Below are 12,740 nucleotides of genomic sequence, written 5' to 3' on the forward strand. Positions count from 1 at the left end.
GACCATGGCCGACGGCTCGATCCCTGACACCGCGCTGAGCATTCCGGATGACAGCATCCGCACCACCTGCCCCTATTGCGGCGTCGGCTGCGGCGTGATCATGCGCCCCGACGCCGAGGCGCCGAACGGCTGGCGCACAGCCGGCGATCCGGAGCATCCGGCCAACTTCGGTCGGCTGTGCTCGAAGGGCTCGGCGCTGTCGGAGACCATCGACCTCGACGGCCGGCTGCTGCACCCGGAAATCGGCGGCGCGCGCGTCGGCTGGGACGCCGCGCTCGACGCGGTCGCGGACGGGTTCCGGCACACGATCGAGACCCATGGGCCCGATGCGGTCGCCTTCTACCTCTCGGGACAGTTGCTGACCGAGGACTATTACATCGCCAACAAGCTGATGAAGGGCTTCATCGGCTCTGCCAATGTCGATACCAACTCGCGCCTGTGCATGGCCTCCTCGGTCGCCGGCCACAAGCGCGCCTTCGGCACCGACACGGTGCCGGGCAGCTATCGCGATCTCGACGAGGCCGACCTGCTGGTGCTGGTCGGCTCGAATGCGGCGTGGTGCCATCCGATCCTGTTCCAGCGCATGCTGAAGAACCGCGAGACGCGCGGCGCCAAGATCGTGGTGATCGATCCGCGCGGTACCGCCTCGAGCGAAAGCGCCGATCTGGTGCTGGCGCTGAAGCCGGGTACGGACGCCCGGCTGTTCGAGGGGCTGCTCGCGCATCTGGCGCGCGAAGGGCGGATCGATCGCGATTTCGTCGACGCGCATACGACCGGCTTCGAGGCCGTGCTAGCCGAGGCCGAGGCGCGGACGCCGGGGCTCGATGCCGCGACGGCGGCCTGCGGGCTCGATCCGGCGGCGCTGGCAGAGTTCTTCGAGCTGTTCGCGCGCACCGAGAAGGTGGTCACACTCTATAGCCAGGGCGTCAACCAGTCGGCCGCCGGCACCGACAAGGTCGCGGCCATCCTCAACGTCCATCTCGCCACCGGCCGGATCGGCCGGCCGGGGCTCGGGCCGTTCTCGCTGACCGGCCAGCCGAACGCCATGGGCGGCCGCGAGGTCGGCGGCCTCGCGAACCAGCTCGCCGCGCATATGGATTTTTCGGCCGAAGCGATCGAGCGGGTCGGACGGTTCTGGAGCGCCGCGCGTATGGCGGAAGCGCCGGGGCTCAAGGCCGTCGACATGTTCGACGCGGTCGATGCCGGACGCATCAAGGCGCTCTGGGTCATGGGCACCAACCCGGCGGTCAGCCTGCCCGACGCCGACCGCGTCCGCGCGGCGCTGGAAAAACTCGACCTCCTGGTCGTGTCCGAGAACGTCCGCTCCAACGACACGATCGGCGCCGCGCATATCCGCCTGCCGGCGGCGGCCTGGGGCGAGAAGGACGGCACCGTCACCAATTCCGAGCGTCGCATCTCGCGCCAGCGGGCCTTCCTCGCCCTGCCCGGCGAGGTCAAGCCGAACTGGTGGGCGATCGCCGGCGTGGCGCGCCGGCTCGGCCATGGCGCGGCCTTCGCCTATGCGAGCGCGGCCGACATCTACCGCGAACACGCCGCGCTGTCGGCCTTCGAGAACGACGGCGCGCGCGACTTCGACATCGGCGCGCATGCCGGCCTCTCGACGGCGGATTATGACGCGCTCGTGCCGTTCCAGTGGCCGCTCGCCGCCGGCAGGCTGTCGCGCGAGCGGTTCTTCGCCGACGGGAAGTTCTACACGCCGGACGGGCGGGCGCGATTCCAGATCCCGGCGGTCGCCGCGCTGGCCGCGGAGCCCGATGCACGGCATCCGTTCACGCTCAACACCGGCCGCATCCGCGACCAGTGGCACACGATGACCCGGACGGGCAAAGCCCGACGCTCGGCAGCCACCTGCCGGAGCCCTTCGTCGAAATCAACCCACGCGACGCCGCGCGGCTCGGCATCGCCGATGGCGATCTGGCGCGGCTCACGAACGATCTCGGCACGGCGGTGCTGCGGGCGGTCGTCACGCCCCGGCAGCAGCCGGGCTCGCTGTTCGTGCCGATCCATTGGTCGGCCGAGAACGCGAGCCTCGGCCGGGTCGGCGCGCTGGTCGCCGGTCGCACCGATCCGTGGTCGGGCCAACCGGAGGCGAAAGGGACGCCGGCCGCGATCGCGCCGCTCGCCATCGCGTTCGAGGGCGCCGTGCTCGGTGCTGCGCCGATCGCGCGCGACCGCCTCGTCGCATCGGGCGCCTGCTTCTGGGCCTCGGCACGCTCGAAACACGGCTGGACCACCACCCTCGCATTCGATGCCGCGCCCGCGGAGGGTTGGGAGCGGGTCGCGGCGACACTGCTCGGGGCCGACGTCGATGCGCTCGTCGACGCGAGCGATCCCGCCCACGGCCTCTATCGCGCCGCGCGCTTTGCGACGGATGGGCGGCTCGAGGGCGCCATCGTCGTGGTGCCGGCACCGGAGAAGCCGACCGTCGGGCATCTGAAGCCGATCTTCGGCCGCGCAACCGTCGAGGGCCTGATGCGCCGCGCCTCGGTCGCCTCGCGATCGGCCGACGGCGCCCAGGATCCCGGCCCGACCGTCTGCGCCTGCTTCGGCGTCGGCCGCAACACGATCGAGACGCTGGCCAAGGGCGGTTGCCGAACGACGCAGGCGATCGGTGCGGCGGTCAAGGCCGGAACCAACTGCGGTTCGTGTCTGCCGGAGATGCGGGCCATTCTGGAAGCCATGGCGCAGGTGTCGACGGCGGAGTGAGCACGCGGGCGGGCTCATGCGCGCCGGCGTCGCCCCGGAAATGGAAATTCACTCGGCAATGTAACATGTTACGCCTTGCCTTTTGACCCGCGACCCGCTATCGCCCGCCACACTGGCCGCACTTGCAACGGCGGAACGGGAGATCGGCATGGGCGGGCACTCGGCAGGCTTGGCATTCGACATCGTCGCGATGGGCGAGCCGATGTACGAGTTCAACCAGCGCAAGGGTGCGGGCCCGCGCGACTGGCTCGGCGGCTTCGGCGGCGATGCCTCGAACACGGCCATTGCGGCGGCGCGGCTCGGCGCCCGGGTCGCCTTCGTGACCGGTCTCGGCGACGATGCGTTCGGCACCGCGTTCCGGGAGCTCTGGACCGCCGAAGGTGTCGACCACTCGGCCGTGAAGACCGATCCGGCCGCCCATACCGGCGTCTATTTCGTCACCCACGGCCCCGAAGGCCACGCCTTTTCCTATCTGCGCGCCGGCTCGGCCGCGAGCCGGATCGCGCCGGCCGACGTGCCGCACGAGCTGATCCGCGGCGCGCGCGTGCTGCACGCCTCCGCGATCAGCCAGGCGATCTCGGCCTCGGCCTGCGATGCGGTGTTCTCAGCGATCGAGACGGCCCGCGCGGCCGGCGTGACGGTCTCCTACGACACCAACCTGCGGCTCAGGCTCTGGCCGCTCGATCGCGCCCGCGCCATCATCGAGGCGACGGCGGCGCTGTCGGACATCCTGCTGCCCGGTCTCGACGACGCGCGGCTCCTGACCGGGCTCGAGGCGCCCGACGCCATCGCCGATCATTATCTGGCGAAAGGCGTGAAAATCGTCGCGCTGACCATGGGCAAGGACGGCGCGCTGATCGCGACCCCCGAACGTCGCGAGATCGTGGCGCCGATCAAGGTCGCGGCGGTCGATGCGACCGGCGCCGGCGATGCCTTCGACGGCGGCTTCCTGGTCGAATGGCTGGCCTCGGGCGATGCCTTCTCGGCCGGACGCTTCGCCAATGTCGCGGCCGGTCTGTCGACCGAGGGCTATGGCGCCGTCGACCCGTTGCCGCGCCGCGCCGCGGTCGAGGCCCGGCTCGCGCGCTGACGCGCGCCAGACCTGCGCTTTGCGGAGCCGCGCCGCCGAATTAGCTTCGCCGAACGCAGCGGTGGGCGATTCGGGGCGGGAGCTGGCATGAATCCGAAGACGATCAAGGCGCTGACCGAGGCCTCCCGCCTGATCGGCGAGGGACGCAAGGACCGGGCGCTGGCGCATCTCGAAGCCCGCATCGAGCATGTGAAATCGACGCCGATCGGTCTGACCCTGCTCGGGCTGCTGCTCGCCGAGGCCGGGCGCCACGGCGAGGCGCTGGAGCGCATCGAGCGGGCGCTGAAACTCGACCCTGCCTATGTCGAAGCCTACCGGCAACAGACGCGCAGCCTCGGCACCGTCGGCCGTGATCAGGACGCGCTCGCCGCAGCCGAAGCCGGCCTGAGGTTGGCGCCCGGCGATCCGGACCTCCTGCTGCAGAAGGCGGTGTCGCTGCAGGAACTGAAGCGCCTGGACGAGGCGGCCGACACCTATGCGGCCGCCCTCGCCCTGCATCCCGCCAATCCGCATCTGCTCGCCGGGCTCGGGCTGCTGCTCTTGCGCCTTGACCGGCCGGCCGAGGCGCTGAACGCGCTCGAACACGCCGAGCAACACGCCGGCGCCGCACCGGGCTACGACGGCGCGGCGATCGCGCGCAACCGCGCCGCCGCGCTCGAGGCGCTCGGCCGCGACGAGGAAGCGCTCGCCGCGATCGAGACCGCGCGCGCAGGCCGCGGCGATCCGCAGATCGAGCTCAGCCGCGCCCTGCTGCTGCTGGCGCTCGGCCGCTGGCAGGAGGGCTGGGCGGCCTACGAGGTGCGCGACATGAGCGCCGCGCGCGGCGACGTCGCCACGATCGAGAGCCTGCGCGCCCATCTGCGTGCCAACGGCTTCACCGTGCCCGAGATCGGCAACGACCCGCTGGCGCGCACGCCGGTCTGGGCCCCGGACGCACCCGAAGGCTCGACGCTGATCGTGACCGCCGAGCAGGGGCTCGGCGACATCCTGCAGATGGCGCGCTATCTGCCGATCCTGGCGGCGCGGGCCAAGGTCACGATGCGCGCGCCGAAACCCTTGCATCGGTTTCTCGCGAGCGTCGATGCGCCGATCGAGTTCGTCGATCGGATCGAGAAGGGCCGCCGCTTCGACCACAAGATCGCGATGTTCTCGATCCCCCGCGTGCTCGGCACCACGCCGGAGACCGTGCCGGTGACCGTGCCCTATCTCCGGGCCGATCCGGAGCGGGTCGCGGCATGGCGTGACCGGCTCGGGCCTGAAGGCTTCAAGGTCGTGATCGCCTGGCAGGGCAATCCGCTCGGCACGATCGATCGCGGCCGGTCGGTGCCGCTCACCGCCTTCGCGCCGCTCGCGGCGATCCCCGGCGTGCGCCTGATCTCGGTGCAGAAGACCTACGGGCTCGACCAGCTCGACCGGCTGCCGGACGGCATGCGGGTCGAGACGTTGGGCACCGAGTTCGACGGCGGCGAGGACGCGTTCCTCGACACCGCCGCGGTGATGGCGGCCTGCGATCTGGTGGTGACCACCGATACCTCCGTCGTGCATGTCGCCGGCGCGACCGGGCGGCCCACCTGCGTGGCGCTCAAGTTCCAGCCGGACTGGCGCTGGCGCCTCGGCGGCCACACCTCGCCCTGGTATCCGACCGTCACACCGGTGCGGCAGAGCCGGCCGGGCGCGTGGGACGACGTGTTCGAGCGCATCGCTGCCCTGGTCGCCGCGCGGGCCGCGGCGGTTTGAAGCGGTGGGCACTGCGGGCTCGCATGCCTATTTTGCCGCCTTGCGGCAAGCTGTCCGCCCGCGCCATAATGCCGGGGCCGCGAAAGCGAAGAACATTGGCTGTGCAAATGGATAGGCCGTGGTCGACACGACGCTGACCATCCTGGTGATCGACGAGAATCCGGTGCGCGCGGCCATCCTGACGGACGGCCTGCGCGAGGCCGGATTCACGAATGTCGTCCACTTCGACACGACGCAGGAACTGCTGCGCAAGGTGTTCCAGATCGATCCGGACGTGATCCTGATCGATCTCGCGAACCCGAGCCGCGACGTGCTCGAGCAGATGTTCCAGGTCTCGCGCACCGTCAAGCGGCCGGTCGCGATGTTCGTCGACCAGTCCGATACCGCGATGATCGAGGCCGCCGTCGATGCCGGCGTCTCGGCCTATGTTGTCGACGGCTTGCGCAAGGAGCGCGTCAAGCCGATCATCGACATGACCGTGTCGCGGTTCAACGCGTTCGACAAGCTCGCGCGCGAGCTTGAGCAGGCGCGCGCCGAACTCGCCGAACGCAAGGTGATCGAGCGGGCGAAGGGCATCCTCATGAAGTCGCGCGGCATCACCGAGGAGGAGGCCTACGCGCTGCTGCGCAAGACCGCCATGAACGAGAAGAAGAAGCTCGCCGAGATCGCCCAGAGCGTGGTGACGGCCGCAAGTCTGCTCGGCTAGAGCAAGGCCCGATCGGCGTGATTCACGCCGATCGGAACAGGCTTGCGTTTACAAGTCGGCTGGAGCGGCATGCCGCTCCAGCGCCTCATCAGGAGACAGACACCCTTGTTTTCCGAAGACACCGATCCGGCCCGCGACCTCCTCGCCCGCACCGCGGCGACGGACGGGTTGCCCGTGCTGCGGATCGGCTTCATCCCGCTCGCCGACTGCGCGCCGATCATCGCCGCGCATGTGAAGGGCTTCGCCGCGGCCGAGGGCCTGGCGCTCGATCTGGTGCGCGAGACCTCCTGGGCCAATATCCGCGACCGGGTCGCGCTCGGCCATTTCGACGCCGCGCATATGCTCGGGCCGATGCCGATCGCCGGCCGGCTCGGCCTCGGCCATTGGAAGACGCCGATGCTGGCGCCCTTCGTGCTCAACGAGGGCGGCAACGCGGTCACGGTCGGGATCGGGCTGCACGAGGAGATGCTGGCGACCGGCGAGACCGTCGACGTGTTCGAACCGGCCTCGACCGCGCGTGCGATCGCGACGGTCGTCGCCCGCCGGGCCACCGAGGGCCGGCCGCCGTTGACCGTCGCTACCGTCTATCCGTTCTCGGCGCATAACTACGAGATGCGCTACTGGCTCGCCGCGGCCGGCCTCGATCCCGACCGTGACATCCGCCTCGTCGTCGTGCCGCCGCCGCTGATGGTCGATGCGCTGACGAGCGGCAATATCGAGGTGTTCTCGGTCGGCGCGCCGTGGCCGAGCCTCGCGGTCGAGGCCGGCGTCGGCCGGATCGTCGCGACCAAGCAGGCGGTCTGGCCGCACAGTCCCGAGAAGGTGCTCGGCGTGCGCGAGCATTTCGCGCAGCGTTCACCCGAGAAGCTGGCCGCGCTGATCCGCGCACTCGCCCGTGCGGCGGCCTGGTGCGCGGATCCCGATCATATGACCGAACTCGCGGCGATCCTGGCGCGCGCCGAGATCATCGGCGTCGAGGCCGAGATCATCCTGCGCGGCATCACCAGCCGGCTCGTGACCCGGCTCGGGCAGCCGGCGACGCCGATCCCGCACTACATGGATTTCGCCTTCGACGGCTCGAACCGGCCCCGCATCGCAGACGGCATGTGGTTCGCGAGCCAGATGGTGCGCTGGGGCCAGGTCGCCGATCCCGATGCGGCCTATGAGGCGGCGCGCCGGGCCTTCGATCCCGCCTATTTCGATGCCGCACTCGGCGCGGATGCTCCGCCCGCGCCGGCCGAACGCCCGCCGCAGTTGTTCGACGGCCCGGTGCTCGATCTCGCCGATCCGGGGACTTACGTCGCCGGCTTCGCGATCCGCCGCTCCGCGCGGCCGGACGAAACATTTTGATCACACCCGACGCTGCGTTATCCGCCGCGCGGTCGCATCGGTTGATCGCTCCGGCCGGTCATGGTTAACCGCGCGTTGACATGCGTCCGGTATCGATCGTCGGGCGTTCTTTCGACAGCCAGACCCGCGACATCGAGATTGGTCTCATGCGTTTCCACGCCGCTCTCCCGTTCGCCCTTGCGACCGCCGCCGCCATTTGCGCCACCGCCGTCTTTGCCACCGCGCCGGCGCGCGCCTCCGACCCGGCCGAGGAATCGCTGAAGAGCCTCTACCGGATCGCACTCAGCGCCGAGGTCTGCGAGTTCGCGCTGCCGACCCGCGAGGCCAACGCGGTCGGCAAGGCGATGAACCAGATCATCGCGACCCTGTCGCTCGACGAGGACAAGGCGGAGGCGTTCTACCTCAAGGTCGAGGCCGAGATGCAGGCCGAGGGCTGGGACAAGCTCTGCGCCAAGAACGGCCAGTGGGCGCAGACCTATCGGCAGCTGATCTCGTCCTACGCGAAGAAGTGAGCCGCGCGACCCTCGGGACGTTCATCGCAAATTCCCGGAAGCTTCATAACCGCGCCAGTTCGGGCGGATAGACGTCCGCCGACCGCTTCGGTGCCGCCCGCGCGGCGACCTCAAGGAGGCAAGGCGATGACGATGTCCCTCGATCTCACCCGCCGCGACGCGCTCGTCGGTGCCGCCGCGCTCGGGCTGTCGCTCTCCGGCGGCCGGGTGTTCGCCGCCGAAGCGACCCAGGCGCAGGGCACGGTCTTCGAAGACAAGGACGGCTCCGGCAAGCCCGGACCGGCCAATCCCGGCCTCGCGGACGTTCTGGTCTCGAACGGCGTCGATGTCGTTAAGACCGACGCGCAGGGGCGCTGGTCGCTGCAGATCGCGGCGGGGGAGTCGATCTTCGTGATCAAGCCGACCGGGTTCATGACGCCGGTCGATCCCGAGACGAACCTGCCGCGCTACGCCCATATCCATGCGCCCGAGGGCACGCCGGATCCGGAGCGCTACCGTTTCGCCGGCGTCGCACCGACCGGAGCGCTGCCGCAGACCATCGACTTCCCTCTGAAGCGCCAGGACGAGGCCAGGCGCTTCAACGCGATCCTGTTCACCGATCCGCAGCCGGAAAGCCTCGCGGAAGTCGCCTTCGTGCGCGACGACGTCGTCTCGCGCACCACCGGCATCGATGCCGCTTTCGGCATCACGCACGGCGACATCATGTTCGACGACCTGTCGTATTACGGCCGGTACAACAAGATCATCGGCACGATCGGGCTGCCCTGGTACAATTGCCCTGGCAATCACGACATCAACTACGAGGCCGTCGACAATCTCCTGTCGCGCGAGACCTACAAGCAGGTGTTCGGCAGCCGCCATGCGGCGTTCCAGTATGCCGGCGTGACCTTCTTCCTGCTCGACAACGTCGATTATCTCGGCACCGATCCGGCGAAGGCGACCGGCGCGGGCAAATATCGCGGCCGGTTCGGCGAGCGGCAGCTCGCCTTCGTGCGCAATGTGCTCGCGCACGTGCCGAAGGACGCGCTCGTCGTGTTCTCCTTCCACATTCCGCTGAAGACGCTGCAGGGCAGCGAGCCGGGCACCGCGAACACCGATAACAAGGCGTTCTTCGAGGCGATCTCGAGCCACCCGCGCACGGTCAGCTTCTCCGGCCACACGCATACGAACGAGCATTGGTACTTCGGCGCCGCCGACGGCTACGCGGCAGGCGAGCACCACCACCACGTCATGAGCGCGGTGTCGGGCAGCTGGTGGAGCGGCCCGATCGACGAGCGCGGCATCCCGGTCGCGGTGCAGAGCGACGGCGCACCGAACGGCTTCAAGCTCCTGTCGATCGACGGCGACCGCTTCACCGTGACGCTCGTGCCCGCGCACGAGCGCGCCGGCGGGCACATGCGCATCATGCTCGAAACGCAGGTGCATGCCGGCAGTCACGAGGTGATGAAGGCGTATGCCGTCGGCGCGCTGCTGCGCGGTCCGATCGAGCGCGCCGCGCTCGAGCGGCGCGGCTGGTGGTCAACCTGTTCGACGGCGGGCCGAAGAGCGCGATCGAGGTCGCATTCGGCAAGGGCGGCTTCGCGCCGATGAAGAAGGTCGAGCGCAAGGATCCGTTCGTGGTCGAGCTCTACGCCCGCAACGAGGCGACCAAGAAGCCGTGGGTGAAGCCGGCGAACGCCTCGCACCTCTGGGAACTGCCACTGCCGCGCAACCTGCCGGCCGGGACCCATCGCGTCACCGTGCGCGCGACCGACGAATACGGCCGGACGGCTGTCGATTCGATGGTGCTCGAAGTCCTCGGCTGAAGGCGCCGTCGACGCGCTCCCCCTCGCCCCGGACCGGCGCTGGAGCGCCGGCTCAGGCCGCGAACACGTAGGGCGCGACGCCGCGCGCGCCGGTCTCGATCGCGACCACCGCGCCGGTCGCAGGCTTCGCGGCGATCCGCTCGGGCGAGACGCCATCGGTCAGGCTGGTGACGAAGAGGGTGGCGAAGTCCTCGCCGCCGAAACAGGCCATGGTCGGGGCGGCGACCGGCAGGTCGACCGAGCCGACCAATCCGCCATCGGCGCGGAAGCGGTTCAGCCGCCCCGCGGTGACGCCGGCGCTCCAATAGAAGCCGTCGCGATCGCAGGTGGCGCCGTCCGGCCGGCCGGTCGCGTCGTCGAGCGTGGCGATGCGCGTGCGATTGGTCATCGCGCCGGTCAGGGGGTCGAAGTCCCACCGATCGATCCAGGGGCCGCGCGTGTCCGAATGGAACATCGTGCGCCCATCCGGCGTCCAAGCGAGGCCGTTCGAGACCTTGATGCCGTCGAGCTTCTTCTCGGCGCGACCCTCGGGCGTGATGCGCCAGAGCGCGGCCGTCGGCAGGCGCTCGGGTCGCTCGTGCATCGAGCCGACCCAGAAGCAGCCGTCGGGGCCGACCTTGCCGTCGTTGAGGCGGTTCGTGTCGATCCCTTCCTCGACACGGCAGAGGAGATCGAAGGCGCCGGTCTCGGGGCTCCAGAGATGGATGCCCTTCGCGCAGGCGACGACCAGGCCGGTTTCGGCGAGGCCGAGCGCGGTCGGCCGATCGGGCAAGGTCCAGTGCCGGTGCTGCGTGCCGTCGGCGGCGACCGCGTGGATCTCGGCACGCTCGATATCGACGAAGAACAGCCGCTCGCGCGCCGGATCCCAGAGCGGGCTCTCGCCGACCCGGGCGCGGATGTCGAGCAGGATGCGGGCGGTGCCGGTCATCATCGGTCTCCCGTTGCGGCCCGGCTCAGAGCGCCGAGGCGCCCTCGTCGGCCGGGCCGACCACACGGCGGAAGTTGGCGAACAGGTCGCGGCCGACGCCCCAGCCGTTCGCCGAGAGATCGGCGACCACCGGTTCGCGCGCCGCGAATTCGGCCGCGTCGACCAGCACTTCCAGCGTGCCGGCGACCGCGTCCAGACGCACGATATCACCGTCCCGCACGCGCGCGATCGGCCCACCATCGGCGGCTTCCGGCGTCACATGGATGGCGGCCGGCACCTTGCCCGAGGCCCCGGACATGCGGCCGTCGGTGACCAGCGCCACGCGCTGGCCCCGGTCCTGCAGCACGCCGAGCGGCGGGGTCAGCTTGTGCAGCTCCGGCATGCCATTCGCCTTCGGACCCTGGAAGCGGATCACGGCCACGAAGTCGCCGGTCAGTTCGCCGGCCTTGAAGGCCTTTTGCAGGCCCTCCTGGCTGTGGAACACGCGCGCCGGCGCCTCGACGATCTGGCGATCCGGCTTCACGGCCGAGGTCTTGATCACCGAGCGACCCAGATTGCCGGTCAGCACGCGCAGGCCGCCGGTCGCCTGGAACGGGTTGGCGACGCCACGCACCACGTTGGTGTCGGCGCTCTCGGTCGGGCCGTCGACCCAGGTCACGGAACCGTCCTCGCCAAGCTTCGGCTCGGCGGTGTAGCCCGAGAGGCCGGTGCCCGCGACGGTGCGCACGTCCTCGTGCAGCAGGCCTTCCGACAGCAGCTCGCGGATCAGATACTGCATGCCGCCGGCGGCGTGGAAATGGTTCACGTCGGCCGAGCCGTTCGGATAGACGCGGGCGAGCAGCGGCACGACCTCGGCGAGGTCCGAGAAGTCGTGCCAGGTGAGCCGGATGCCGGCCGTGCGGGCCATCGCGACGAGGTGGAGCGTGTGGTTGGTCGAGCCGCCGGTTGCGTGCAGGCCGATCACGCCGTTGACGAAGGCGCGCTCGTCGAGGATCTCGCCGACCGGCGTATAGCCGTTGCCCGAAGCGGTGATCTCGAGGCTGCGCTTGACGGCGGCCCTGGTCAGCGCGTCGCGCAGCGGCGTGTTCGGGTTGACGAAACTCGCGCCCGGCAGATGAAGCCCCATGATCTCCATCAACATCTGGTTGGAGTTCGCGGTGCCGTAGAAGGTGCAGGTGCCGGGCGAATGGTAGGACTTGCTCTCGGATTCGAGCAGTTCCGCGCGGCCGACCTTGCCCTCGGCATAGGCCTGGCGGACGCGCGCCTTCTCGTCGTTGGAGATACCGCTCGGCATCGGACCCGCGGGCACGAACACGCCCGGCAGATGGCCGAAGGACAGGGCGCCGATCACGAGGCCCGGCACGATCTTGTCGCAAATGCCGAGATAGAGCGCGGCGTCGAACATCTGGTGCGACAGCGCGACCGCCGTTCCCATCGCGATCACGTCGCGCGAGAACAGCGACAGTTCCATGCCGGCCTCGCCCTGGGTGACGCCGTCGCACATGGCCGGCACGCCGCCGGCGACCTGCGCCACCGCGCCGGACTCGCGCGCGGCGGCGCGGATCAGGTCGGGGAAGCGCTCATAGGGCTGATGCGCCGACAGCATGTCGTTGTAGGCGGTGACGATGCCGACGTTCGGCACCTCGCCGGCCTTGAGCGCGTCCTTGTCGTGCGGACCGCAGGCCGCGAAACCGTGCGCGAGATTGGCGCAGCCGAGCTTGTTGCGGGTCGGCTTCTTCTCGGCGGCGGCGCGGATGTGGTCGAGGTAGCGGGCGCGCGTGTCGCGGCTGCGCTCGACGATACGCTCGGTGACTTCGCCGATGCGGGCGTGGATGGTCATCGCGAACTCCTCGTGGCTGGCGGCCGTTGCGGGGTTACGGCCGCG

Annotated in this window: 9 protein-coding genes and 1 pseudogene; 8 read left to right on the forward strand and 2 right to left on the reverse strand. The window is 70.1% G+C overall.

Annotated elements, in window-relative coordinates; translation table 11 throughout:
* Positions 1–4 precede the first annotated feature (4 nt).
* From ABS361_14675 to ABS361_14710, 8 genes and pseudogenes are all read left to right on the forward strand, one after another.
* Positions 5–2,727: pseudogene (locus ABS361_14675) on the forward strand (molybdopterin-dependent oxidoreductase).
* A gap of 148 nt (positions 2,728–2,875) precedes the next feature.
* Positions 2,876–3,817, forward strand: a complete 942-nt coding sequence (locus tag ABS361_14680) for a sugar kinase (GenBank protein XBY43332.1) — start codon at positions 2,876–2,878, stop codon at positions 3,815–3,817.
* 87 nt (positions 3,818–3,904) lie between these two features.
* On the forward strand, positions 3,905–5,554 hold the full coding sequence (locus ABS361_14685) for a tetratricopeptide repeat-containing glycosyltransferase family protein (GenBank protein XBY43333.1): 1,650 nt from the start codon (positions 3,905–3,907) through the stop codon (positions 5,552–5,554).
* A 118-nt stretch (positions 5,555–5,672) separates the two neighbouring features.
* Positions 5,673–6,260, forward strand: coding sequence for an ANTAR domain-containing protein (locus ABS361_14690; protein XBY43334.1), 588 nt, complete (start codon positions 5,673–5,675; stop codon positions 6,258–6,260).
* Positions 6,261–6,365: 105 nt separating this feature from the next.
* On the forward strand, positions 6,366–7,610 hold the full coding sequence (locus ABS361_14695) for a CmpA/NrtA family ABC transporter substrate-binding protein (protein XBY43335.1): 1,245 nt from the start codon (positions 6,366–6,368) through the stop codon (positions 7,608–7,610).
* Positions 7,611–7,756: 146 nt separating this feature from the next.
* Positions 7,757–8,122: a hypothetical protein gene (locus tag ABS361_14700; GenBank protein ID XBY43336.1), complete on the forward strand. Its 366-nt coding sequence runs from the start codon at positions 7,757–7,759 to the stop codon at positions 8,120–8,122.
* Positions 8,123–8,248: 126 nt separating this feature from the next.
* Positions 8,249–9,712, forward strand: a complete 1,464-nt coding sequence (locus tag ABS361_14705) for a calcineurin-like phosphoesterase C-terminal domain-containing protein (GenBank protein XBY43337.1) — start codon at positions 8,249–8,251, stop codon at positions 9,710–9,712.
* Positions 9,637–9,927, forward strand: a complete 291-nt coding sequence (locus ABS361_14710) for a calcineurin-like phosphoesterase C-terminal domain-containing protein (GenBank protein ID XBY43338.1) — start codon at positions 9,637–9,639, stop codon at positions 9,925–9,927. The genes ABS361_14705 and ABS361_14710 overlap by 76 nt, the downstream gene beginning before the upstream one ends.
* Before the next feature lie 52 nt (positions 9,928–9,979).
* Here the strand turns inward: ABS361_14710 and ABS361_14715 are convergent, their stop codons facing one another.
* Positions 9,980–10,855: an SMP-30/gluconolactonase/LRE family protein gene (locus tag ABS361_14715; protein ID XBY43339.1), complete on the reverse strand. Its 876-nt coding sequence runs from the start codon at positions 10,853–10,855 to the stop codon at positions 9,980–9,982.
* 25 nt (positions 10,856–10,880) lie between these two features.
* Positions 10,881–12,695, reverse strand: coding sequence for a phosphogluconate dehydratase (edd, locus tag ABS361_14720; GenBank protein ID XBY43340.1), 1,815 nt, complete (start codon positions 12,693–12,695; stop codon positions 10,881–10,883).
* Positions 12,696–12,740: the final 45 nt, after the last annotated feature.

This window comes from Ancalomicrobiaceae bacterium S20 (genome assembly GCA_040269895.1).
Taxonomy (GTDB): domain Bacteria; phylum Pseudomonadota; class Alphaproteobacteria; order Rhizobiales; family Ancalomicrobiaceae; genus Methyloraptor; species Methyloraptor flagellatus.